This is a genomic window from Psychrobacter sp. H26 (genome assembly GCF_059073035.1).
Map to the genome: position 1 here is coordinate 2,756,486 of NZ_JCACRW010000001.1, position 25,897 is coordinate 2,782,382.

Genomic DNA, 25,897 nt, shown 5'->3' on the forward strand with positions numbered 1-25,897 from the left:
CGTGTTGACTATGAGCGATCTATTGTGGCAAATAAAAAGTTGCGTCATTATATCATTTTGTTTTCAGCTGCGCTTATCGCATGATGGAATAATAGTGACTGAGCTAGCTTGTTAATTGATTGGGTGTTAATGAATAGGTAAATACAGTTGTGATACAGCATTTTGGTATCATTGGTGCTGAGTTCGATTAAGATGAAAATTATGTAGTAGGGCGTAACATTTCTGATCGATTGTCGTAGTAGTTAGCGTGGATGTCCGAGCGAGCCTGAATTAAGCGAGCCTGAGTTAAAGGAATATGAAACGAGAGAACCTAAGTGATGTGATTCTTAATGATTAACCGTCATTTATAGAATCCTGTTAAGATAATCTCAAGCGTAAAACAATATATTGTGTGAAGAAATAGGCTAGCATAGTTAATCGCTTGAGCCGCGCATGTTAGAAGCAGCATCAAAATTCACTGCAAAAATTCGGTAGAGAGTAGGGCGAGCATGGCATATAGAAAACGTTTCGATACCAGTAGTGCTTATGGTCAGTTGGTCATACTGGTGTTTTTGCCCATTTGCGTGTTGGCAGCGGTGGGTGGTATTTTGGTGTTTCACGAAACCATGCGTGCTAGTGACTCAGAGCAAGAAGTGTTGGCTGAAGCGGTACTTATTCGCTATACACCAGTTATCGCAGAGCTAATCCCTGATCTGTTAGCGCAAGAGCGTCAGCAAATATGGAAAGGCACCGCTGGCGCATCGGAAACTGCAATGACCACGCTCGAAAGCATACAAGATAAACTTGGGCGTATGCAGTCTGAGCAGCATGTACAGCGTATCGCTATCATCAATGAAGGCAATCAGGTCTTGGCAACCGTTGGCTATGGTCTGAATGAAAAGTGGCCTTTAATCACTGATTCGGCAAGTTTCTTGTCACAAAAACCAACGCCGGTAGGAACAGCATATGGCAGTGTTTTGGGTGAGTTTGAAGGGCAGACCTTGTGGCTACTGGTCGATATGGATAATGAGCCTCTTTATATTGCCCGTTATCGTATTGCGATGGCACTGGTGATTACAGGTCTATTCACTATCTTAATTCTATTGCTTAGTTTAAATATCTACTCAAAACGTTGGATTGCGCCAATCTACGAGCTGCGCTTGCAGTTACAACGTACCCATGTCGACAATCTATACCAGCCTGTACCAGTCGAGTCAGATGGTGAGCTGAACTTATTACAGCAAGATCTAGTTAGGACGCTGCGCCGACTGCATAGGAGTTTCCAAGAGCTAAAAGACCACGCCGAGCAGACCGAAGATGACCTACGTTTGGCTTTTGATGAGATGGAGATGCAGAATATCTCTATCCGAAACGCACGTGATGCAGCAATCTCAACCAGCCAAGCCAAGTCTGCATTTCTAGCCAATATCAGTCATGAACTGCGTACCCCGCTAAACAGTATTGATGGTTTTATCAACTTGCTGGCGCGTCACGGTGAGCTAAACCCTGAGCAGGATTTGTATGTACAGACCATACGTAAGTCTTCGGCGCACCTGCTCGCTCTAGTAAATGACGTTTTAGATTTTTCTAAAATTGAGGCTGGCAAGTTAGTGCTTGATCGCCATGAATTTGATCTTTATGACACGATATACGATGTGGTCGATATGCTCTCTCCTGTCTCTGCAGAGAAGGGTTTGCGTATGGCAGTACTGTTCTACAATGATGTGCCGATGCGTATCAATGGCGATGCACTACGTCTTAAGCAAGTACTGACCAATATCGTCGGTAATGCCATCAAGTTCACGGATAGTGGCGATGTGGTGGTGCGAGTGAGCTTGGATGACCATCGTGATAACTATCTGATGATTAGTGTGCAGGACAGTGGTAAAGGCATCTCTCTTGCTGATCAAAAAATGCTGTTTCAAAGCTTCAGTCAAGGGGATCCATCCATCACGCGTCAATATGGCGGTACAGGACTGGGACTGGTTATCTCCAAACAGCTGACGCGTCTGATGGGCGGTGATATTGGGTTTCATGACAATGCTCAAGAAAATATTGCCAATCAAGGGGCGACGTTCTGGTTCCGTATGCCAGCTCATGTCGATGTGCTAGAAGCAGCAACTGGTCAGACCATTGAGTTACCAGTTTTGGCGCCGCTTGCGAGCGAAACCGATGAGTTTAACGTGTTGGTCTGGATTAATCATACCGCCTCAATACAAGTGCTCAAAGCAAGCTTGCAATACTTACCGATTAAGCTAACCCAAGCCAACTCACTACCAGGGGTACTTGAGTCACTAAAAGAATATGGGAATTTTTGGGATTGGGTCATTGTTGATGATGATACGCAAGACGACATGATGGCCCTGCTCAAGCAAATACGTCTGCACTATCAAGGAAAGCTGGCTGTGTTTGGCTACCAAGTCGCTGCTGACCAAGCGCTGCTGAACCGTTATCACGCTAATATCTTGTATGAGCCGTTAGACAAAAGACAGCTCTATGCGATGCTTGATACGCAAAACCGCAGCGTACCAAATAGCTTACAAGCGCCGCGCTGGAAAGGGGTTACGGTGCTAGCAGTTGATGATCATTTGCCAAACTTATTGGTGTTAGATGCACTATTGAGTGAGCTTGGCATTCAAGTCATCACAGCGAGTAGTGGGTTTGATGCTATAGAGATTATCAGTAAGCAACAAACCAAAAATGTCAAAACTGCCAAAAATGATAAGCAGAGTCTATCAAATAAGACGCAGCTCTCTAAAGCAGAAGCGCGTGATGAAGTAAATAAGAAATCAAGCACTGCGCTTTATACTGAAGATGCAGGAGTTGAAGATAAAGCCGCTGCCCAAGATAAAAGTCATATCGACTTGATATTTATGGATATTCAAATGCCGCGTATGTCAGGTCACGAAGCGGCCAAGCAAATTCGAAATATTGAAACTGCTGATAGCCGTATTCCTATTATCGCGCTAACAGCGCACGGCTTAGCTGATGAGCGTGACAAGTTGATTGCCAGTGGTATCAACGACTACGTTGGTAAGCCCATTAGCCAACCACAGTTACTACAAGTGCTACAAAAATGGCTGGGACGTACAAGCAATTCGCCACAACTCACCGCATTGTCTCATACAGACTTACAAGCATCTGGTTTACCACTCACTGACCTACCAAGCTCTGATCTACAAAGTTTTGATCCACACGATAACGATCTACAAAGCTTTGACCCACAAAGTGCCGACCTGACGCATGTAGATCTTAAAGAACACGCAACGCAGTTGTCAGGTTCAAAGACAGCGCCTTATCCTATAGCCAAAGACAAAGACAAAGACAAAGACAAAGACAAAGACAGGGTTAGAGGTACGCTTGATACGATAAATCAGGCAAAAGATCAGGCAAAAGTTACTCGGCCTTTATCATTGAAAAAAATTCGAGATGATTACTTACGTGACAGCCAGCCTCGAGAGGATTATAGACGAGAGACGACGCGTGAGAACCAGCCACGCTACGGAGGGGTACGCCTGCATAATCAAGGACGCGCGCCGTTATTAGACTCACAAGCGGCACCTATAGCGTATGCTTCTGAAGATATGGGTGCGAGTATAGATGAGAGAGTTTATGAGCAAGCAGATCATAATCTGCATCACAACTTACACCAGACCCTAAATCAAGACTCAAATCAACACAACGTAAGTACGACCGAAGATACGTCTGAGATTTTAGACTGGCAAGACGCACTGACTCGATCAGCAAATAAACCTGATCTAGCAGCGAAGCTTATCATCATGATGATTGATACGATCAATGAGGAAAAGCAAGCATTGACTCAAGCATGGGAAGCACGTGACCGTAGCCTACTGGCACAAATCGCGCACCGTATACTGGGTGGTAGTCGTTACACAGGGGTACCGCAGTTGCGTCAGGCCAGTCAGGACTTGGAGGACAAGTGCTTATTAAATGTGCAGCATACGACGCCAGTCCAGTTTGCGATGATTGAGCCGTATTACGAGGCACTACTTACAGCGCTGAATAATTTACAGAGTGTTGATTTGTCTGCTTATCCGCAGCTCAACTATCATCGTTTGAGCGAAAACGATATGACATGGAAAATGATATAAAGCGATCCATCATCCCGTTATTTGATTATTTATTGCTTGAATATAAAGCCGCTGGTTTTTCATATCGTACCGTGGCAGTCAGTTATTGCTACGGTAGAGTAGGGGTAAGCCTGCTAATATTATGATCATTACTATATTTATACTTATATTATTTCATTGATAAGGACTGTTATGAACGCGATTGCAAGTTACCAATACGAGACGTTACAGGTGAGTATTGTAGACAATATACTAACGGTCACCTTGGATCGTCCACACAAAAAAAATGCCATGAGTTTTCAAGTGATTGATGAGTTGATTACTTTGGCAGATCGAATCAGCAAAGACAAAACAATACGCGCCGTTATTTTGAAAGGTGCAGAAGGTACATTCTGTGCAGGTATTGATTTGGGTGATCTAAATCATCCAAAAAACAAAGCCTTTGCTATTTGGGAGTTGATCAAGCCTTGGCAAAGCTCGTTCCAACGAGTTTGTCTGGTATGGCGGGATCTACCATTACCTGTTATTGCGGTATTAGAAGGCTACTGTATTGGTGCTGGGCTACAGTTGGCACTGGCTTGTGACGTACGCATTAGCCATCCTGATTGTCAGTTATCTATCATGGAAGCCAAATGGGGCTTGGTACCGGATATGGGTCTGACGCAATCGGCGTTTGGTGTGGTGCGAGAGGACGTGTTAAAAGAGCTGGCTATGAGTGCGCGCATCGTTAATGCTAATGAAGGCAAAGATTTGGGGCTCATTAGCCATTGTAGCGATACTCCGCTGGAGCAAGCACAAGAGCTAGCGGCTGAGTTTGCTGAACGTTCCCCTGATGCGGTTTTAGCGAGCAAGCGAGTCATCAATGCGATGTACGAGCAACCTACGGCAACTTTATACAAAGAAAAAGTGTGGCAGTTTAAGATGATGATCGGACGTAACCGTAAGCTTGCACTTAGAAAAGCAAAACAAGCCAGCACCGTATTTGGTAAACGCCAGTTCCGCTAATATGCTTTTACTTTAATGAGAGATAAATGAGATAGGTTAAATAGTTTCTTCCAAGCTATCTAACCTAAATATTTCTAATCTCAATATTTTTATACCCGTAATTTTTAACCAGTATTTTTAGATCTATTTAAGCAAAAGATATACCAGACATATTTTGACAAAAACTTTGATTGTTTTTTAGTTGTTAAGGCATGTTTCACTAGCAGTTCACAGCTATTGAAATACAGGCAGATAGCACGATATAACACTGTCCGCTTGCACAGATGCAGGTAAAGATGCACTATTGTTGTTAAAAGCCTCTCTCTACTCTGCGCCTATAATAAGCACCTAAATAATAAAGCAATCATCACTATATAAAACGGTCCAAATATGTCTGCCTCAAAACCCTCTCTCCCCAATAAGCCTATCGCCTCTGAACGCGTACGCTCTGCTGATCTGCCTGTCGCCTGGATTATGATGCTTGGGTTGATGGTTGCGGTAGGGCCCTTGTCTATAGACATGTACCTACCTGCATTGCCCTCGATGGCAGATGATTTTGGCGTATCTACGGCGTTTATGGCCAACTCTGTGCCCGCGTATTTTTTAGGTCTGGTATTTGGGCAGCTATTCTATGGACCTTTTAGCGATCGTGTTGGTCGCGTCAAACCGTTATATATAGGTATGACGCTGTATGTGATTGCCTCTATATTGTGTGCAACCACCAATAACGAATACGTGCTGTTTGCAGGTCGCACTTTGCAAGCTTTAGGCGCTTGTGTGGGGGCAGTGGTGACACGTGCCGCTATTCGTGATCGTCTCACAGCCAAACAGACTGCAAAAGCCTTTTCAATCATGATATTGGTCATGGGCTTAGCACCTATATTGGCGCCATCGCTGGGTGCATTATTCCTACAGTTCTTTGATTGGCATTCTATATTTTGGTTCTTAGCTGCTTTTGGTGCGCTAAATTTATTGCTTACCAAGTTTTTCTTCTTTGAAACTTTGACCGAAGAAAATCGTAATGTACGCCCTGCAAAAGAAGTGCTCAGTCAGTATTGGGATTTACTAAAAGACCCAACCTTCAACTATCCAGCCATTGGCGGTGGGTTATTAATGGGTGCGATGTTTGTTTATATCAGCTCAGCGTCTGAGTTGATCATGGATACGTATGGCGTATCAGCGACGCATTTTGGCTGGTTGTTTGGGATGAATGCAGCAGGTTTTGTGGGATTAACTCAGCTAAACCAATGGCTCACCAATCGATTTCGCATCTTAAGTATCTTGCGGTTTGGCGCGATGATGCAGGTTATCTCTGCAGGCGTGTTGTTTGTAATAGGTCTGTTTTTGGGAACGGATGCTTGGCTACCCTTAGTGCTGGCATGTATTTTCTTTTGTATTGCAGGTTTGGGTTTGACTCAGCCTAACGCTTCGGCAATTGCATTGGCATTTCAAAAGCGCCGTGCTGGTATGGCAAGTGCGTTACAAGGCTCGCTTATGTTTTCAGTAGGTATTTTTGGTGGGTTATTACTCAATCTATTTCCCGTCAATCCTGTACTCAAGATCGGTATTGCGATGTTTTCTCTTATGAGCATTGGTTCGTTCTTAATTTGGCAAATAGACCGTAATCTCAACCTTGACGATGCGGAGTAGATAAAAACCGACAAAATAAGTCAGCTATATTTTAAAAGAGCCCTTATACGTTAAGCGTATAAGGGCTCTTTTGTGCCTCGTGTTTTGTATATGCACAGCCTCACTATGAAAATCTATTTTCAAAAGTGTAATTTTACAATTCATATAGACAATTTTTGAAAATGTCCGTCTTTAAAAAATCAAATATATCAGTAACCTATAACTAATTATACATAATCGCCAAACATTATTATTGCAATTGTAATTTTAGGTAAGTATTATCTGAACGTAACTTTCTGTAAGTAAGTATTATAGGGATATTGCCTAACCTTTCTGAATTGTCATTCAATAAAATGCACAACAACGCTAAGCTCTAAGGGTAGATTATGATGCAGTTATACCGAGTGTTACCAGTGATACTGAGTGTTGGCCTATTTGGCTGTGGTGAGTCTTCCACACAAGAAAACACCAGTACAACAGTAACAGAGAACAAGGACAGTTTCGTGAGTGAGCTGCCTGATACCGCACCAACTTTGAAAGTGGCTACAACCGGAACGATGCCTCCATTTTCGTTCCAAGACGATTACGGCAATATGCAGGGCATTGATATCGATTCAATCCGTGCTATTGGAGAAGAGCAGGGCTTTAAGGTCGAGTTTTATAAGGAAACTTGGCAAAACATGTTTGACAGTGTGGCCTCAGGTGGCCGTGATATCGCGATATCAGGTATCTCGTACAAAGACGATCGTGCGGTAAAGTACGGTTTATCTACCCCTTACTTCTTTAACCCATCCTCTATCATGTATGCCAAAAGCAATGTCACCATCAATGACATACAGGACTTGCAGGGTATGCACGTCGCTGCTATGGAAGGCTCAAAGCAAGAAGATCAGCTGAATGCTATGGGCAAATATAGCGATATGACCACGCGAAGTACCGCTTACTTATTGTATGAAGATTTGATGCAAGGCAAAGTAGATGTCATCTTGCATGACTTGCCAATTCTACAGTTCACTGCAAAAAACCATCCTGAGTACGATGTGACTATCGTTCCTTATGAAGGGCAAGACAACCCTTCAGCACAGCAGGTTATTTTGATGGCCAAAGGCAACAATGAGCTGATCAACAATGTGAATGAAGGTATTGCTAAGCTCAAGCAAAAAGGGACGTTTAAAGAGATTGAGACGCGCTGGTTGGGTGGTACTGAACCTGCAGATAATAGCGCTTCTGACACTACTACCACGCAATTGAACTAAGGAATTCTGCAGATGGCAACCACACCAAATGTTGACAACAAGCGCTATCAAGGTCTAATCATTTCAATTGCACTATTCTTATCTTTGATTGGTGCTTTGCTAGCGTTTACGTTTTATACCTCGAGTCTACTAGAAAGAAACACGGCTTTAATTGACCAAACCAACCAAGTTGCCAATAGTGCACAGGCCGTAATTAAAGATCTTTTTGACTTAGACAGTAGTTATGGTGAGGATACTAAGTCCCCACACATACAACGAGTATTGAGTCGTCTAGAAGAAAACACGGCACTGATTACCAGCTCTATTGCTGCAATCCAGCAGGGCGGTACAATTACAGATACGCAAGGCAATAGTTACGATCTACCAAACATTGATAGCAATGCACAAGCAAACATTGCCGCTGCCAATGAACAATGGACAACACTAGAGCCTAAAATCCAAGCCTATTTAAAAGATGCTGATAATGTGATGGTGCCTTCTGCTGATGAATTGACTCAGGCAGTTGAACAGGCAAAAACATCAAGTTTGTTCATTAACGAATCTTTAGACAGTTTGACAAGAGACGTATTTGATAGCGCAGAGCGTCAAGCGACGACCATTCGTCTTATCCAGATACTGGGTGTTGCCGCGATCTTTACCTACTTCCTAATCTTCGTATTCTTTTTTGTACGCCGCTTACGTGAGACGGATGCTGAAGCTTTTGCTGCTCGTCGCGAGACGCAAGAGATTATGGAGACAGTAAATACCGGTCTGTTCTTGCTTGATAAAGATCTAAATATTGGACAGCAGCATTCGCGCGCGCTTAACAATATTATCGGTTCTGATAGATTGGCCGGAGAGAACTTTACCAATGTATTGCGTGGTCGTATTTCTGATAAAGACCTAAATACCACACAGCAATTTATTGAACAGCTATACAACCCTCGAGTTAAAGAAAAACTGGTTGATTCACTCAATCCGCTACATAAAGTCATGCTACACAATGTGTCTGATAATAAAAATCTTGGTAACCGCTTCTTAGATTTTAAATTCTCACGTGTATATGATAATAAAGATATCGCGCGTATCTTGGTCAACGTAAATGATGTATCAGATGCCGTCTATCTAGAACAGCGTCTAGAAAAAGAGCGTTCACAAAACGATATGCAGATTGAGATGTTGACGACTATCTTGAATGTAAATCCAAAGATCATCAACGAATTCATTGGCAATACCCAAGCGCATATCGAGAAGATGAATAACATCTTAAAAAATCCAGGCAGCTCGCAGTACGAACTTGAGAACAAGCTAAAAGCGATTTATCGCGAGATGCACAGCTTAAAAGGTGAGGCCTCGGCACTGAAGCTGCATAGCTTTACTAAGATTGCCTCGGATGCTGAAGATAAGTTACATGCGCTGCAGAACCAAAGCCAGTTGTCTGGTAACGACTTCTTGCCACTAGCAGTACACTTGGATGATCTGCTCAGCCTATCAAACACTATCGCAACGTTAGGCGAGCGTATCAATCGCTCAGCACCACCAAAAACAGCCACCACGCCGTTGACATCAGATGATGCTGTGGCAACAAATAGCGTACCAGTCACTGCAACCCGTCAGCCTGTGAGCCAGTCAATCGGTAATATCAGCACTGGTGGCGGTCTAGACATTGATTTGGACAGTAATACAGAAGAAGATCGTTTGTCTTTTTATAGTGAGTTTGCAAAAGAGATCGCTGCAAGACAAGGTAAGCAAGTACAGTTAAAGAGCAATACACTGGCGCAAACTGACATCCCAGCACATCTCGCAAAACCAGTCAAAGAGATCAGTATTCAATTGCTACGTAACGCAGTCGTGCACGGTATCGAAACACCAAGCACTCGCCAAGCAGCAGGCAAGACTGACGTTGGTACGATTGATCTAGAAGTACAAGATAACGGTTCAGACTTTGTGCTGATTGTACAAGATGATGGTCAAGGTATCGACTATGACAGCATCCGCAATAAGCTGAGTGCAGAAGGTCGTTTTAGTGCGCAAGAAGCGAGCCAGCTCAGTCAAGGCGATTTGCTCAAGCAGTTATTTTCTTCTGGGTTCTCAACCAAAGAGCATGCAGATGAAGATGGTGGCCGCGGCGTTGGACTTGATATCATCAAAGCGCAAGTCAAAGAGTATGATGGCAAGCTTAATGTAAACAGTGAACTGGGTCAGATGACACGGTTTGTCATTACGTTACCCAAAGCTTAACTACAACAGTAAATATATTGTCAGGGACGACAAGCACTTCATTAAAGGTAATAGATAAGTTATGCATAAATTAATGATTGTTGATGATTCAAATATTATTAGAAATCGCATTCAGCGCGCGTATGATTCAGGTCAGTTCATGCTAGTTGCGACAGCAACCAGCGGGGTTCAGGCTATTGAAAAATTCAATATCCATCGTCCTGATGTTATTACGATGGATCTGACCATGCCACAAATGGATGGACTAGAATGTATCGAAAAAATCATTGCGATTGATCCTGAGGTACGTATTTTAGTGGTGTCAGCATTGTCCGATAAAGCCACTGGTATTGAGGCGCTATCATTGGGTGCCAGCGGCTTTTTGTGCAAGCCCTTCTCAGAAGAGGAGCTTGTCGAGTCTTTGTATGAGCTGATGCAAGACTAACACCATTCATCGACTACAGCAGAGATCATTATGAAAGAACAAAAGTTACAGATTTTTTTAAGCATTATTAGTAATTACTTTGATCAGTTTGGCGGAGAAGAGCTTGTTGCTGATACGCCTTATTTGTTAGAAAACAAACAGCCAAAAGTTCATGATTATACGGGTGTTATTGGTATTTCAGGTGGACAAAAAGGCGTGGTGTACTTTTCGGCAACCCATCAATTACTGTCTTCGATCTTAGATAGCATGGGTGAAACCGATAAGAGTGATGAGAACTACATTGATTTGGCGGGTGAAGTTGCCAATACGATCGCGGGGAATGCACGTAAAGAATTTGGTTCAGAGTTTCATATCTCTGTGCCATTTGTATTTAAGGGTGCGCCCCAAAGTATTGTGTTGCCGAACGATGAGCGTTCTTTTATCATTCCCATCACTTGGCACTCGCAAGTTGGCGAGATTGTGGTTTGTCTGCAGGATTAATGGTACTGCTGCCACGTAATACAGATGGATATTAATATATTATGTTTAAAGTAGAAAAACTGGGTGTGTTTCTAAGCTCGATCAATGCGTTTTTTTCGCAGATCGATGGCTCAGAAGTGGCTATTGATACCCCTTATTTGAATAGTAACAAGACCGCGATTGGTTTTGACTATAGCGGCGTCATCAAGATATCAGGTCCTTTAGAAGGCTGTGTCTATGTCAGTGCGCCGAGCGTGATGCTGCGCGAAGTCATTAGAGTGATGGGTGAGCCTGACTCGTCAATCACCATGATGAAAGATTTATTGGGCGAAATGGCCAATACTATCTCTGGCAACGCGCGTACAGAGTTCGGCTCAGAGTTTATTATCTCTCCGCCGCATATCGTTGAGAGTGCGCCTAGCGTCTCTTACTTGCCAAAAGACCGCCAAAGCTATATCACCCCATTCACTTGGCGTGGTCATAAAGCAGTGATTGGGATCTGTATTGCGTAATATATGCATAAAGTAGCGTCTATACAGTTGAATGAATAATAAAAAAGCGATACCAAGGTGTCGCTTTTTTTTATTTTGTTAGCGCTCTATTTTGTTTTTATCTTATTGATATGCTACTAATAAACAGCTGGAGATTCAAAGGCGTTATGTGATAAAATACAGCGCAGCTATTTTTATAATTCGCTTTATAGTTTGGATTTGAGTGTTTCTTGAATCTAATGATAGCTTCTTTTTTAAACCAACCAATGACACACACATCATGGCAAAAAATTGCTGGGTGTTTGGCGACTTGATTAATTTGTGAACCGTTAGTGCTTTACTAATGAAAACTAACCGGTAGCAGATGCGTGTCGCTAAATAGGCTGTTTTTGTGATGTGGAGGCATAACCCAACCAATAGGATATATTCTCATGGCTACAAAGAACCCAACCAAAATCGAAATGCGCGACTTACTACAAGCCGGCGCTCACTTTGGTCACCAAACACGTTTTTGGAACCCAAAAATGGGACCATACATCTTTGGCGCACGTAACAAGATCCATATCATCAACCTAGAGCACACCGTAAAAGCATTCAACGAAGCGTTGACTTACGTAAACGGCCTAGCTGCTAAGAAAAACAAAGTATTGTTTGTTGGTACTAAGCGCGCTGCAAGTGGTATCGTACGTGAGCAAGCTGCTCGCGCTGGCATGCCATACGTTGACCATCGCTGGTTAGGTGGTATGTTGACTAACTGGAAAACTCTACGCCAGTCAATCAACCGTCTAAAAGAGCTAGAAAAGCAAGCAGAAGACGGTACTTTCGCGAAGCTAACTAAGCGTGAAGCGTTAGAGCGTACTCGCGATATGGAAAAACTTGAGCGTTCACTAGGCGGTATCAAAGACATGGGCGGCCTACCTGACGCTATCTTTGTAGTAGACGTAGATCACGAAGCGATCGCTATCAAAGAAGCCAAGAACTTGGGTATCCCAGTTATCGGTATCGTTGATACTAACTCTAGCCCAGACAACGTTGATTACATCATCCCAGCTAACGATGATGCTATCCGTGCTGTGACTTTGTATGTAACTTCTATGGCTGATGCTATCATCGCTGGTAAAGAATACGCACAAACTCAAGCTGGTGGCAAAGCTGAGCAAGCACCTGCTGCTACTGAAGAAGCACCAGCTGCAGAAGAAGCTGCTACTCCAGCAGAGTAAGTAACTGAATCAAAAAGTTTAACGTTGTAAGTATACCTTGATAACACGTTTATCAGTATTCATATAATACGTTGAACAGCGTATAAGCTCATAATAGGCATGATGTAGTTTTACTCGTCATGCCTTGTTATTGAATAAAGCCTTATTAATAACACCATGTGTATCAGCGAGTCGCTATCGGGCGAGTATTATCGTTCCTACTGGTCATATCGCTGTACTGTAGAGATGTTATTTTTTTGACATCAACTACGGCTATATTAGTAATCGTTCAAAACGAGCTGTCTGCTAGATTTTAAGTAATACCAAGATATCGAATAGAAATACAGCACTTAGAAGTACAGTGCTCCTATAAATAACTATACTAAGGTGACTCTTATGACAGAAGTAAAAGTATCTGCCAAAATGGTAAAAGAATTGCGTGACCGTACTGGTCTTGGCATGATGGAATGTAAAAAAGCGTTAGAAGAATCAAACGGTGATGTTGAAGTTGCCATTGATAACCTACGTAAATCTGGTCAAGCAAAAGCAGCTAAAAAAGCGGGTAACATCGCAGCTGACGGCGCTATCATCATCGCTCAAGGCGAAGGCAAAGCATTCCTATTAGAAGTTAACTGCCAAACTGACTTCGTTGCAAAAGATGACAGCTTCACTGCATTTGCAGAAAAAGTAGCTAACCTTGCACTAGAAAACAACGTCACTGACGTTGCTGCTATCTCTGCATTGCCTTATGGCGATGGTCAAACTGTAGAAGAAGCACGTGTATCACTAGTACAAAAAATTGGTGAAAACATCCAAATCCGCCGCGTTGAAACGCTTGAAGGCGCAAACATTGCATCGTACCGTCATGGTCTACGCATCGGTGTTGTGGTCTCTTATGAAGGCGGTGATGCTGATACTGGTAAGAACCTTGCAATGCATATTGCAGCGTTCAACCCTGTTGCTGTAGATGACGAAGATGTTGCGGCTGACGTACTAGCACGCGAAAAAGACATCATCGAAGCAAAAGCAAAAGAATCTGGCAAGCCTGACAACATCATTGAAAAAATGATCGAAGGTGGCCTACGTAAGTACCTAGACGAAGTTACTTTACTGCGCCAGCCATACGTTATGGACAATGAGAAAAAAGTTGGTGACGTACTAAAAGCTGAAGGCGTAAAAGTACTTGGTTTCAAACGTCTAGAAGTTGGCGAAGGCATCGAGAAGAAGCAAGAAGACTTCGCTGCTGAAGTTGCTGCAACTCAGGCTGCTAACAAGTAAGCACGACGTATATTGGACAAGGCTGCGGGTGCTCAATGAGCACCCGCAGCTTGGCTCTACTTTTTGCTTTAATCTAGAGTAGAGCATCCAAGCACAAAAAAGCCCGTTAGTCTTTTAACGGGCTTTTTTGTGTCTGATTATTTAGCGAATATTTAGTTAGAGAATGTTTATTTAAAAAGTCTTTAGAGCTAACAATGCCTAGACCTAATAGCATGTAAACTTATTTTAGCGCAAAGCATCATAAGCTGAGTTGGCGTAGCTGGCACTATTCACATTACTACTGGTACCGTAACTGACATTTTGTAAGCCGCTACCTGTAATGGTACTGCCTGTCTGATTACTAGCATTGATGCTTGCACCAGATAGACCTGCATCATTTTTATACAGGCTATGATAGCGGCTCATGACCTTTTGAACATAGTTACGCGTTTCTTTAAATGGAGGAATACCGCCGTATTTATCAACATTGCCTTCGCCAGCGTTGTAGCCTGCTATGGCATACTCGACGTTGTTGTTGAAGCGGCGCATGAGCCAAGCGATATATTTGGCAGAGCCTTCGATATTATCGGCAGGGTTCCAAGGGTTACTTACTTTGAACCGGCGGGCAGTGGCAGGCATCAACTGCATTAGGCCTTGAGCACCTACTGGCGAGCGGGCATTAGGATTAAAAGCAGATTCGGTATGCATCATTGCTTTCATCAAGCCTGGATCTACGCCATGACGTTCAGCAGAGGCGCGAATGTAGCTGTCATAAGCATTGCGGCTGCCGCTATTGCTAGCAGCGCTGCTGCCATAACTGTTGCTGCTACTGCCACTATCATACGTTTTAGAATCTTTATAATAAGTGACTTTTACTTTTTTCGTAAATTTATCAAAATTTCCACTAGGGTTTACGTTGGTCAGTAATACTTGCCCACCTTTGTCTTTATAGATATACATATTGCCAGCATTGGCAGCAACAGAAAAACTAGACAGAGCAAATGCACTTAATAAAATAGGAGACAAACAGCGAGTAATCAAAGTAGCAGTATTTATCATAGTGTTATCACTTTTCATCGAATAATGGCAAATTGTTTTGACTATAGACGCGTTGTTTTGTGCGTTTAAGCGGTTATCAGTAATGCCGGATTTTGTAGCTCATCATGAACACAGCTACTTAGCGGATACCACGTCTAATAAGAACCACTTGCAATAGATACAAAAAATAATAGTTGCTTACTATAACATATAATAACTTTTTGCCGTATTAGATTGGCAAAATAAGTTGTAAAATCAAGTTTTTACCATCGTGCAATGTAAGGTGCGTACCATGCTATAGGTTCAGAGACTTTCGAGCGAAACCCTCATATCATGCGACCTCTAATTGCTTGCAGTCTATTTCAAAGTGAATGCAGCATCTTAACGCTCTAAAGTTTAATCATGATGACAATGTTTAAAAATAACGCTCAGAAATAGTATTTAGTTCAGGTAGTGTCAAAAATTAAAAACAGTGCTTAGAACAGAGGTTGCCACACATACCAAGATCAAAATCGTGTTCAGCAACGGTAAAAAACGACAACATAGCTATCGACCAGTTATTATAGCCTGTTACTAAAGCCAGCAGTTAGAAAGGTCTAAGCGCTAAGCAATAAGGGCACTGATAAATACAGGTACCCAGACAGCAGTAACCAGACCATTAACAGCCAGTCCAAAGGCAGCATATCGTCCAGCCGTATGACTGATTTGCCATGCCTCTACGGTACCAAATGCATGAGCGGCCAGTCCGAGCGCCAGCCCTTTGGCACGATCGTCGTTAATACCGCGAAACAAAAAGCGGGCGACCGTGCCGCCGATGAGACCTGAGACGATAATAATGAGGTTAGCCATCGCTAATGGGGCCTTAATTAAGTCTGCGACACTGAGGCCAATAGGCGTGGTCACAGAGCGGGTAGCGAATGCCAGTATGGTGTCATGGCTGAGCGAAAACAGATAAGCCAGCGACATGGGCAGTAGGGCGCCAACGACGCTAGCAATTGCAACGATTATAGACAGTTTTTTGACTGGTAAGCCTTTAAAGTTCATCGCTGCTAGTGGCACGGCCAATAGTACAGTGACATATCCCAAGAGATGATCGAATACGGGCTTGGCTGCGCTATAGTAGTTGTTGTAGTCCCATTGCAATACAAACAAGAAGACCAGTACGAGAACGAGTGCGGTAATGACCATCGGTAACCAAGTCAATTTACGCGCCAAGACACGAGCAGTCACGTGTGCTACTAAAGTTAAGAGTACAGCTGCTAGGGTCGCCATCAATACGCTGTCAAAAGTCATAATATCTCTCCGCAGCTCACTGCTGTCCCTTTTGCTCATTAGTGGTCACACTATCAGCATTGGCATCTTGATTTAACCAACGGTTGGCTAGTATCGCAAGTCCCCACAGTGGTATGAGTGTACTGATCAGCATCGTTATCATCACTCCCCATAGCTCATCTCCTAACGCAAATAACAACAAGCCTGCACCCGCCGAAACAGGCAAAAAAGCGAAGCCACTATCGACTAACAAGGTGTTACTTGCTCTAGTCATCCAGTTAGGTAACCCCTTGCTCAGTCGCCATACCATCAAGATAACAAACATCGCGACCAATCCCACGATATTGGCGGCTTTTTCGATACCAGCCATTTGACAGAGAATGACAGCAGTTTCACGAACAGTGATAACCATGGTTAGCGTTAGAATTAACGCAAGCCACAGCGGTATATGTGAGGATTGAGTAGGCTTCATAAGTAGTGTGGCCAAGTCAGATATAGATAGACTATATGCAAAAGCGAGTAAGTAATAGCATCAAGAATACTATAGAGAGAGTGATGTTGTGAACACCGATAATTTTGAGATTCTGGCTTTTGGTTAGCTGATGCTATCTATCAATATTTGTTGAATGTATAACAGGCGATTATATAGAGAGTGAGCCAACTAATAAAGCGTACAAGCAATAGCAATGTATATCCAAAAAAATGGACGATATCGATTGATACCGTCCATTTATGATTGAACTATATACTAAGTACTATCTGGTATCACCCAATAATCAGTAGCCTTATCAGGATAATGGGTTATTTTTCTGAATCTATCGCTTCAGAGCTCAGCGCATCAAACTCGTCAAACGCCTTTTCTTCGGCTTCTGTCATCGTCGGCTCTTCAATATTGTCTACCTTCTCGAATTCCTCGAGTACCGGCATCAATAGTGTGGCTTGGGCAAGTGGTAACACATCTATTGGTTTTAGGTTGGCTTGACCGAGTAGCTGTCGCAAACGATCACTTGGTAGGCGAATAGTGAGACACTCACGCCCAGTATCGTCATAGCTTTCTTCTAAGATAACGCCCAGCTCATACAAAGTGTTTTTGAACTGTCCAGCATCATACGGCAAGGTCAAATCAAACGTAGTCAGCTTACCAGTAAGCAATTGCTGTACCGCAAGTGTTAGTCCTTCCACACCGAGGTTCTCTCTAGAAGAGACATAGACGCGGTTTGGCTGTCCTTCGCTCGCATAGCCGATATGAGCAGGCTCATCAGTCAGATCGATCTTGTTGTAGACATTGAGCACAGGCACATCGTTGTCGATCTCTGCCAATACTTCTTTGACCGCCTGAATTTGCTCATGCATGTCTTCGCTAGAAGAGTCAATGACGTGCAACAATAAGTCCGCCTCTAGCGTCTCCTCTAATGTCGCATGGAAAGACTCAACCAGTTCATGTGGTAGATGACGGACGAAACCAACGGTATCGACCAGTACCACGCGCCCAACACCTTGCCAGTCCAAACGGCGCAGCGTCGGATCTAGCGTGGCAAATAGCTTATCAGCAGCGTAGATATTTTCGTCGACCAGGCGGTTGAACAACGTCGATTTACCCGCATTGGTATAACCGACAAGTGAGATAGTCGGTACATCAGATTTTTGTCGACGGGCACGACCTTGCGCGCGGGTTTGACGAACTTTTTCTAGTTTGCTTTTGAGCTGATTGACACGAGTCTGTAGTAGACGACGATCGGTCTCAAGCTGGGTCTCACCAGGTCCACGCAGACCAATACCACCTTTTTGACGCTCCAAATGCGTCCAACCACGTACCAGACGGGTTGATAGGTGGTTGAGCTGCGCCAACTCTACTTGCAGCTTACCTTCGTAGGTACGGGCACGCTGCGCAAAAATATCCAAAATCAAACCCGTACGATCCAGCACGCGGCACTTCACTAGCGCCTCGATGTTACGCTCTTGTGATGGCGACAAGCTATGGTTAAACAATACGATATCGGCATCGTGCTCGCGAACCATTTCTGCAATTTCTTCTGCTTTGCCGCTACCGACAAAGTACTTAGCATCAGGACGTGAGCGTGAGCCCGTAACCAGTGCCAAACGATCGGCACCCGCCGAATCAGCCAATAGCTCAAATTCACCCAGATCGTCAGGATCTTGAATTTGGCGGATGTCTAAATGTACTAAAATGGCGCGCTCGCCACCTTCATGTCTTTCAAAATAATCCAAAGAGTATCACCTATTTAATAAAGTAAATGTCTCGCTATCATCAGCTTAGTAAGCTTTGTCGTAGCGTTCATATGGTTCTCTATATATGGTCTTATCACTTGATATTAAAGGGTATGAGCACAATTAGCGATAGTTTTATGTTACAGCGTTTGCTGCAGATAAATTGTTATAAATCTGCTTTATTGCCTATTTGTATAAAAGTAAAGATACACTGAGTGAACAAGCTATCACTGAGCGCACGAACTTTGCTATACTGGGCTCGTTTTTTGACTATTAAACACCCGTTATTTAATCATGAGGGCGCAGATGAGCCAAGCTAAATCAAGCTTTTCACTCAGACGACAGTTGGGCCGCGGCAAGCAAATCGCTGGTATGACCACGACCATGGTCGGCGGTTTACGTGCGGCACAGCGTATTGGTGCATTTAAGCAGCCACCACGCGAAAAACTACCACGTTATATTCAGACGTTTTGTCGTAAGATGGTAGGTTCGTTTGGGGTAAAAGTAGTTGAAGTTGAGCCTGTAGAGCAGCTTCACGGGCTATGGGTGTCGAACCATGTCTCATGGATGGATATCCCTGTTGTTGGGACGGTAAGTCCAGCATTCTTTTTGTCCAAAGCTGAGATTGGTGAGTGGCCTGTATTTGGCAAGCTCGCTCACGCCGCAGGAACGCTTTTTATTGAGCGTGGTTCCGGTGACGCAGGCTCAGTGGCATCACAAATTGCTGATTTCTTAGCCAAAGGTTTTTCAGTGGTTTTCTTCCCTGAAGCGACCACGACCAGTGGCAAAAAAATTAAGCGTATTCATGGGACACTGCTGCAATCAGCCATAGACGCTGACGTGCCTATCAGACCAATCATCATTGCTTATGTCAATAAAGATGGCACCTTAAGTGACGCGCTACCATATTATGGCAAACTGACCATGAAAGAGAGCATGAAAAAAGTGCTCGATAGCAAAGATGTCACTGCTTATGTCTTGCCATTAGCACCGATTGATCCAAAAGGCTGTACTAAAAGTGAGCTGACCAATGTATTGCAGGCACGCATGAACGAAGGGTTAGCAGAACTACATTCAAGAGTCCTTAGCGCACCAGTTGAAGACTGATAGACTTGTAGTATCGAGTGCTTGTAACGCAGTCTAGCCAATAAAAAGGCGCAAATCGCGAGTCATATGACTACGATTTGCGCCTTTTTTTGTGTTAGTGCTGATAGGCTGAATACAATATCATGCAGTAAACGCTATCAGCACTTATGTCCTCCAACGAGCTATGGTGATGGATTAGGCTGCTGCGCATGTACCGCTTCAATAGCCTCTAACACATCTGCTGTCAGCTCTACATTGACACTATCGATGTTTGATTTGAGCTGTTCGGTCGTCGTGGCTCCAATGATGTTACTGGCGACAAAGTGACGAGAGTTCACAAAGGCTAATGACATATGTGCCATGTCTAGACCTGCCTCAGCGGCTATCTTGGCATATTGCTCAGTGGCTGATTTGGCTTGTTCATTCACATAACGTCCGAAACGCTCATACATCGTCAGACGCGCACCAGCTGGACGTTTGCCATCGAGGTATTTACCAGACAACACACCAAAACCAAGCGGTGAATACGCGAGTAGACCAACATTCTCACGATGGGCAATCTCAGCCATATTAACTTCATACAACCGGTTCAACAAACTATATGGGTTTTGTACGGTAATGGGTGCAATCAAGCCGTTTTTATCCGCTTCCCATAAGTAGCGCATGAGACCCCAGGCGGTATCGTTTGATAAACCGTAAGCACGAATGCGACCTTTTTTGATCTCGTCATTCAGCGCCTGAATAGTCTCTAGAAAAGGCGTTAAGTCATCTAATGACTGCGCTGCCATGTCTTCTGTATAGCCGCGCTGACCGAAAAAGTTTGTTTTACGCTCAGGCCAGTGTAACTGATAGATATCGATATAATCAGTTTGGAGACGTTCAAGGTTGCCGTCAATAGCGCTACTGATATGCTGCGCGTTAAAGCGCGTTTGACCATCACGCAAAAAATCCATGGGTGATATTTTGCTAGCAAGAACAACTTTGTCACGCTGTTTGGTCTTGTCAAACCAAGTACCCATGAATCGCTCGGTATCACCCTGTTTGTCTTTGTCTGGTGGTGACGGATACATCTCGGCAGTATCCCAAAAGTTCACACCTTCAGAGAGTGCCATGTCCATTTGCTCATGAGCCTCAGCTTCATTGTTTTGCTGTCCCCAAGTCATCGTACCTAGACAGATCTTAGATACTTTTTCATCGAGTTGCGGTAATATTTGATACTGCATGCAAGTCTCCTTTTTGACTGTTTTTTATCGATATTTATTTTTAGAGGGGTTGTACTTATTGATGTTTACATCAATTTGATACCAGTAACACCAGGCGGTGTGACCTTAAAGACTTTTACTTTAAACAGAACATCTTGCCCTGCCAGTGGGTGATTAAAGTCTACTTCGACTTGGTCCTCATCGATGGCGCTGATCGTACCAGGTAGGGTATTTTTGCCTTTGTCTTCGAACTCAACCATCATACCAATCTCTGGGTTGTCAGCGACGAGGGCAAACTGAGTACGGCTAAAGTGTTGGATGTTTTCAGGATTCCATTCGCCAAACGCTTGCTCTGGCTCAAGGTGCGCAGTACGAGTGTCACCAGCGCGTAGGTTCATCAGCACTTGCTCAAAACCAGGCAACAAGCTCTCATCGCCGATAGTCAATGACACAGGCGCATCTCGATTAAAGGTCGAGTCGATGATGGTGCCGTTTTCTAATGACACTTCGAAGTGTAGCCTTACAAGGCTACCGTAAGCGATACGAGTGTCTTCGTTTGGATTAATAAATTGAGATTGAGTCATAATAAAAAGCCATCTGTTGCTAGAATAAATGAATAGAAAATGCTGCGTTGGATTGCAGTCTCTTTAGTTGCAGTAATTACAGTATTATAGTGTAAGAAATAATAAGCCATCTAAGGCCAGATGTAAGCGTCAATAATGTAACGCATATGGTGTACTATAATTGGCAATTCTAAAAGATATGAGGTGTCGGTGGTGAATAAACAACAAGGCACTGTCAAAAAATGGCAGGATGATAAAGGGTTTGGCTTTATCGAAACTGAGGCAGGGGATTCAATCTTCTTTCATGTGAGTGAATTTAGAGCGCAGCGCCGCCCCGATGTTGGCGAGCAGGTTGTTTTTAGCATTAGACAAGATGCAGAGGGTCGCAGGCAAGCCAAGCAAGTACAAGAGCTTGGCTTTGTGCAGCAAAAAATGGCGCAAAAGAACCAGCAAATCCGTCAGCGCAATCAGAAGCGTAGCCATCAAGCGGAGTTTGAAGCAGGACAGAAGAAACGCTCGTTCCTTGGCATTGCCTTTTATGGTGTCTTAGCCTTATTAGCAGCGACAGATAAGCTGAGCTGGCTGGTAGTCGGCTGGTACGTCGCATTAGGGATCATTACTTATAGCATGTATGCCAAAGATAAGGCGGCCGCGCAAAGTGGCGACTGGCGTACGCCTGAGTCAACCTTGCACATGCTGAGCGCGCTCGGCGGTTGGGTAGGCGCGCTATTGGCTCAGACGTATCTGCGTCACAAATCACAAAAGCCTGAATTTCGTGTGACCTATTATTTGACCGTTGTCATCAATATGGCAGGGTTGTTGTTTTTACTGGCAGGTGGCGGGTTAGAGGCTTTGACAGAGTTTTTCTAAAACGTTATCAGTAGGGCTTTGGTCGGTAGCATCAATACCTTTGCAATGAAAGTAATAAATAGGTCGAAAAAAAAGGTGGATTACGACTGCGTAACCCACCTTTTTTATTTATAAGTTGAACTAACGTCTCTAGTTATAGACGGTTATGACCGTGGCATTTCACGCTTTCTTTCCAAAAACAGCATATCGATGATAATCAGTACAACACCGATAGAAATACCAATATCCGCGATATTAAAAATTGGATAATGCCAAACATCAGCATAGTGCACATGGATAAAATCAATCACATGACCATGCAATAGACGATCGATGAGGTTACCAACTGCGCCGCCCAATACTAAAGCCAGACCAAATGATAGCAAGGTAGCCTTGCGCGGTGCTTTAATCAGATAAACAATCAAGACCAGTGACATAAGTAATGCCAGTCCCGAAAAAAACCACTTCTGCCAACCGCCCGCATCTGCCAAAAAGCTAAACGCCGCACCGTAATTATAAGCGAGTGTCCAATTGAGAAATGGCTCAATCACTGGCACTGGATCATGAAAGGTTAGTTTGGTTTCTGCCAGCCATTTGGTCCATTGATCGATAATGACGATAATTATCGCCAGCGCATACCACATAAAAGCGCGACTGCCGTTAGCTACCATCTTTGGCACTTTAGTCAGACGACTTCTAGGCGTGGTCGAGCTACCTGTGGTCGCATGAGCAGGTTTAGGCGAATGGTCAACCTCAACCTGCGAGTCATGCTGGCTATCAGATGAATCCGTTGGGTTAGGCATAGTAACGCACCTCGCCGTCACCACTGACATTGGTCACGCAGCGCGCGCATAGTTCAGGGTGCGCGCTATCTGTGCCGATGTCATCACGAATGTGCCAGCAGCGTACGCACTTAGTACCGCTAGCTGCACTTACTTGTACGACTAAGTCGACAACCTCTTCTGTACTCTCTGCGTCCGCATCGTCTGTCTGCTTGACGCTATCAGCAGGTGCTTCACTCATCGGTTTTAGAGCTGCCTTGCTGGTAATCAATACAAAGCGTAGTTCTTCACCCAGCTTGGCTAAGCTCTCATGCATAGCACCATCAGCATATAGGCTTACATCAGCAGACAAGTTAGCATTGATGATTTTTTCGCCACGTGCGGTCTCAATATGTTTGTTTACCATGTCTTTGGCAAACATAATGCGCTGCCAGTCATCGTTGCTGATGTCACTCAGCTCAAATGCTGGGAACTCGTACCACTCTTGAGTGAATACATAGCCGCCTTTGTCTGCTTCACGTTGGTTCAGCACTTCCCATGCCTCTTGTGCCGTGAATGACAAGATTGGTGTGATCCAGCGAATAAGGGCATGAGTGATATGGTAGATGGCCGTCTGTGCAGAGCGACGCGGCTGTCCATCCGCCTGCGTGGTGTACTGACGATCCTTGATAATATCTAGATAGAAACTACCCAAGTCTTGCGAGCAGAACGCCGTTACGTGCTGCGTGACCTGATGGAAGTCCATCGCATCATAAGCACTCATGATTTGCGCTTGTACAGTTTGCGCACGCTCAATAATGAATTTATCAAGGCTAACCAACTCATTGATGTCAATGCTGTCAGTTGCTGGATCAAAATCATCGGTGTTGGCAAGTAAGAAACGCAGAGTATTACGGATACGGCGATATTGATCTATCGCCCCTTTAAATGATGCTTTACCAGCGCTCATCTCGTAACGATAGTCACTAGAAGCAATCCACAGACGCAGCATATCAGCGCCCGTTTTATTGATCTCTTCTTGCGGGGTGATGATGTTGCCCAATGACTTACTCATCTTACGACCGTTTTCATCAACCACAAAGCCATGGGTCAATACCTGCTTGAACGGTGGACGCTCATATATGGCTTCTGAGGTCAGTAGAGAGGTCTGGAACCAACCGCGATGTTGGTCAGAGCCTTCTAGATACATATCAGCTGGATTGGTCAGCTCATCGCGCTGGTCAAGTACCGCAAAATGCGTCGTGCCTGAATCGAACCACACGTCCAACGTGTCCGTTGCTTTGTCATAGTCAGCTGCTTCATTGCCTAAGAAGTCCTCACAGCTGGCATCAAACCAAGCCTCAACACCGCCCTCAGCGATTTTTTGTGCGGCAGTTTCCATCAGCTCAAGCGTGTTTGGATGCAGCTCGCCTGTTTCTTTGTGGGTAAAGAACGTAATTGGCACGCCCCACGTACGCTGACGTGAGATACACCAGTCAGGACGACCATTCATCATCGCCTCGATGCGGTTCTGTCCCCATGCTGGTGTCCAGTTCACTGACGGGATATCAGCAAGCGCGCGAGCACGTAGACCTTGGGTTTCCATATTGATAAACCACTGCGGGGTTGCACGGAAAATAATTGGCGACTTATGACGCCAGCAATGCGGATAGCTGTGCTCGATTTTGGTATGGCTGACTAAGTGACCATTGTCATGTAGGGCAGCGATGATTTTTGGATTGGCTTTATAGATGTGCTCACCTGCAAATACCGCTGCGCTATCTAAATAAACGCCCGTACCGCCTACTGGGTTTTCAACAGGTAAGTTATATTTTAGACCCACGATATAATCGTCCAAACCATGACCAGGTGCGGTATGTACCAGACCAGTACCACTATCGGTAGTGACATGATCGCCCAAGATGAGTGGCACTTGACGGTCTTCAATCAGTGGATGCTGAGCACGTAGGCCTTCAAGCTCACTACCTGAAACAGTTGCTAATATACCGTTGTTGTCTAGTTTAAGCTCACTCAATGCTGTTTCAACCAGATCAGCAGCGAGTAGCAAGTTGCCCCTTGAAGTCGCAACGACACTATAGTTATGCTCAGGATGGACTGAGATTGCTTGGTTAGCAGGTAGTGTCCACGGCGTGGTCGTCCAAATAACCGCAGCGATGTTATCTGCGATATCTGCCAATGCAGCTACTTTGTCCGTATCAAGTACATCAAAACTGACATAGATCGCGTCAGAGACCTTGTCTTGGTATTCTACTTCAGCTTCTGCAAGAGCTGAGCTACAGTCCAAGCACCAGTTGACTGGCTTCATACCGCGAGTCACATGACCATTGTCATAGATTTTGGCAAGCGCGCGTACGATATTGGCTTCCTGCGCGAAGTTCATGGTTAGATAAGGGTTGTCCCAATCACCAAATACCCCTAAACGCTTGAAGTCTGCCTTTTGCAGTTCAATCTGCGTGCTCGCATACTCGCGGCATAGACCACGGAATTCGGTAGCAGACACTTTTTGACCGACTTTACCAACTTTGGCTTCGACCTTTTGTTCGATCGGCAGACCATGACAATCCCAACCAGGGACATAAGGCGCATCAAATCCTGATAGCGTTTTTGATTTTACAATAATGTCCTTTAACACTTTATTAACTGCATGACCCAAGTGAATCTGACCGTTGGCGTATGGAGGGCCATCGTGCAAAATATATTTGGTTGCACCAGCACGCGCCTGACGAATTTTACCGTACACGTCATCCGCTTCCCAAGCAGCTAACCAATCTGGCTCGCGTTTGGCAAGGTTTGCGCGCATTGCAAATGGCGTATCCGCAAGGTTTAGCGTATCTTTGTAATCTTGGCTTGGGGTATCAGTGCTTTTATCAGTCATAGAAGATATCTT

At 44.3% G+C, this 25,897-nt stretch carries 20 protein-coding genes; 12 read left to right on the top strand and 8 right to left on the bottom strand.

Annotated elements, in window-relative coordinates; genetic code table 11:
* Positions 1 to 488 precede the first annotated feature (488 nt).
* From AC5JPT_RS11450 to tsf, 10 genes are all read left to right on the top strand, one after another.
* The gene (locus AC5JPT_RS11450; RefSeq protein ID WP_493858182.1) at positions 489 to 4,091 is read left to right on the top strand and encodes a hybrid sensor histidine kinase/response regulator; all 3,603 of its coding nucleotides are present in this window, start codon (positions 489 to 491) and stop codon (positions 4,089 to 4,091) included.
* A 171-nt stretch (positions 4,092 to 4,262) separates the two neighbouring features.
* Complete coding sequence (locus AC5JPT_RS11455; protein ID WP_493858183.1) at positions 4,263 to 5,075, top strand: crotonase/enoyl-CoA hydratase family protein; 813 nt, start codon at positions 4,263 to 4,265, stop codon at positions 5,073 to 5,075.
* Positions 5,076 to 5,444: 369 nt separating this feature from the next.
* Positions 5,445 to 6,704, top strand: a complete 1,260-nt coding sequence (locus tag AC5JPT_RS11460) for a multidrug effflux MFS transporter (protein ID WP_493858184.1) — start codon at positions 5,445 to 5,447, stop codon at positions 6,702 to 6,704.
* 365 nt (positions 6,705 to 7,069) lie between these two features.
* Positions 7,070 to 7,939: a substrate-binding periplasmic protein gene (locus AC5JPT_RS11465; RefSeq protein WP_493858185.1), complete on the top strand. Its 870-nt coding sequence runs from the start codon at positions 7,070 to 7,072 to the stop codon at positions 7,937 to 7,939.
* 12 nt (positions 7,940 to 7,951) lie between these two features.
* Positions 7,952 to 10,159, top strand: a complete 2,208-nt coding sequence (locus AC5JPT_RS11470; RefSeq protein ID WP_493858186.1) for an ATP-binding protein — start codon at positions 7,952 to 7,954, stop codon at positions 10,157 to 10,159.
* A gap of 61 nt (positions 10,160 to 10,220) precedes the next feature.
* Complete coding sequence (locus tag AC5JPT_RS11475) at positions 10,221 to 10,583, top strand: response regulator (protein ID WP_087814005.1); 363 nt, start codon at positions 10,221 to 10,223, stop codon at positions 10,581 to 10,583.
* Between the two features lie 30 nt (positions 10,584 to 10,613).
* Positions 10,614 to 11,063, top strand: a complete 450-nt coding sequence (locus AC5JPT_RS11480; protein ID WP_319051888.1) for a chemotaxis protein CheX — start codon at positions 10,614 to 10,616, stop codon at positions 11,061 to 11,063.
* A 41-nt stretch (positions 11,064 to 11,104) separates the two neighbouring features.
* Positions 11,105 to 11,554, top strand: coding sequence for a chemotaxis protein CheX (locus AC5JPT_RS11485; RefSeq protein ID WP_319051887.1), 450 nt, complete (start codon positions 11,105 to 11,107; stop codon positions 11,552 to 11,554).
* Positions 11,555 to 11,964: 410 nt separating this feature from the next.
* Positions 11,965 to 12,753 (top strand): 30S ribosomal protein S2, encoded by a 789-nt coding sequence (gene rpsB / locus AC5JPT_RS11490; protein ID WP_201607367.1) that lies wholly within the window; start codon positions 11,965 to 11,967, stop codon positions 12,751 to 12,753.
* Positions 12,754 to 13,128: 375 nt separating this feature from the next.
* Complete coding sequence (gene tsf / locus AC5JPT_RS11495; protein WP_201607368.1) at positions 13,129 to 14,010, top strand: translation elongation factor Ts; 882 nt, start codon at positions 13,129 to 13,131, stop codon at positions 14,008 to 14,010.
* A gap of 225 nt (positions 14,011 to 14,235) precedes the next feature.
* On the opposite strand, the gene AC5JPT_RS11500 is transcribed toward tsf, so the two are convergent.
* The 4 genes from AC5JPT_RS11500 to hflX all read right to left on the bottom strand — a co-directional run bounded on the left by AC5JPT_RS11500 (position 14,236) and on the right by hflX (position 18,528).
* Positions 14,236 to 15,048 (bottom strand): lytic transglycosylase domain-containing protein, encoded by an 813-nt coding sequence (locus AC5JPT_RS11500; RefSeq protein WP_493858187.1) that lies wholly within the window; start codon positions 15,046 to 15,048, stop codon positions 14,236 to 14,238.
* Between the two features lie 582 nt (positions 15,049 to 15,630).
* Positions 15,631 to 16,320: an LrgB family protein gene (locus AC5JPT_RS11505; protein ID WP_493858188.1), complete on the bottom strand. Its 690-nt coding sequence runs from the start codon at positions 16,318 to 16,320 to the stop codon at positions 15,631 to 15,633.
* 16 nt (positions 16,321 to 16,336) lie between these two features.
* Positions 16,337 to 16,771, bottom strand: coding sequence for a CidA/LrgA family protein (locus AC5JPT_RS11510; protein ID WP_443525478.1), 435 nt, complete (start codon positions 16,769 to 16,771; stop codon positions 16,337 to 16,339).
* Positions 16,772 to 17,100: 329 nt separating this feature from the next.
* Positions 17,101 to 18,528, bottom strand: coding sequence for a ribosome rescue GTPase HflX (hflX, locus tag AC5JPT_RS11515; RefSeq protein ID WP_493858189.1), 1,428 nt, complete (start codon positions 18,526 to 18,528; stop codon positions 17,101 to 17,103).
* A 306-nt stretch (positions 18,529 to 18,834) separates the two neighbouring features.
* Between hflX and AC5JPT_RS11520 the strand changes: the two genes are divergently transcribed.
* Positions 18,835 to 19,635 carry a lysophospholipid acyltransferase family protein gene (locus tag AC5JPT_RS11520; protein WP_493858190.1) on the top strand — a complete coding sequence of 267 codons (801 nt, stop codon included), beginning with the start codon at positions 18,835 to 18,837 and terminating at the stop codon, positions 19,633 to 19,635.
* Between the two features lie 161 nt (positions 19,636 to 19,796).
* Here the strand turns inward: AC5JPT_RS11520 and AC5JPT_RS11525 are convergent, their stop codons facing one another.
* Both AC5JPT_RS11525 and AC5JPT_RS11530 read right to left on the bottom strand, forming a co-directional pair.
* Complete coding sequence (locus tag AC5JPT_RS11525) at positions 19,797 to 20,837, bottom strand: aldo/keto reductase (protein WP_493858191.1); 1,041 nt, start codon at positions 20,835 to 20,837, stop codon at positions 19,797 to 19,799.
* A 65-nt stretch (positions 20,838 to 20,902) separates the two neighbouring features.
* Positions 20,903 to 21,400, bottom strand: coding sequence for an FKBP-type peptidyl-prolyl cis-trans isomerase (locus tag AC5JPT_RS11530; protein ID WP_493853585.1), 498 nt, complete (start codon positions 21,398 to 21,400; stop codon positions 20,903 to 20,905).
* 192 nt (positions 21,401 to 21,592) lie between these two features.
* Here AC5JPT_RS11530 and AC5JPT_RS11535 point away from each other — a divergent pair, with 192 nt between their 5' ends.
* On the top strand, positions 21,593 to 22,249 hold the full coding sequence (locus AC5JPT_RS11535) for a DUF1294 domain-containing protein (RefSeq protein WP_493858192.1): 657 nt from the start codon (positions 21,593 to 21,595) through the stop codon (positions 22,247 to 22,249).
* 143 nt (positions 22,250 to 22,392) lie between these two features.
* Here AC5JPT_RS11535 and lspA read toward each other — a convergent pair whose 3' ends face one another.
* Together lspA and ileS are read right to left on the bottom strand one after the other, a co-directional pair.
* Entirely contained in the window at positions 22,393 to 23,031 is a 639-nt protein-coding gene (gene lspA / locus AC5JPT_RS11540; RefSeq protein ID WP_493858193.1) for a signal peptidase II, read from the bottom strand.
* Positions 23,024 to 25,885 (bottom strand): isoleucine--tRNA ligase, encoded by a 2,862-nt coding sequence (ileS, locus tag AC5JPT_RS11545; protein WP_493858194.1) that lies wholly within the window; start codon positions 25,883 to 25,885, stop codon positions 23,024 to 23,026. The genes lspA and ileS overlap by 8 nt, the downstream gene beginning before the upstream one ends.
* Between the last annotated feature and the right edge of the window lie 12 nt (positions 25,886 to 25,897).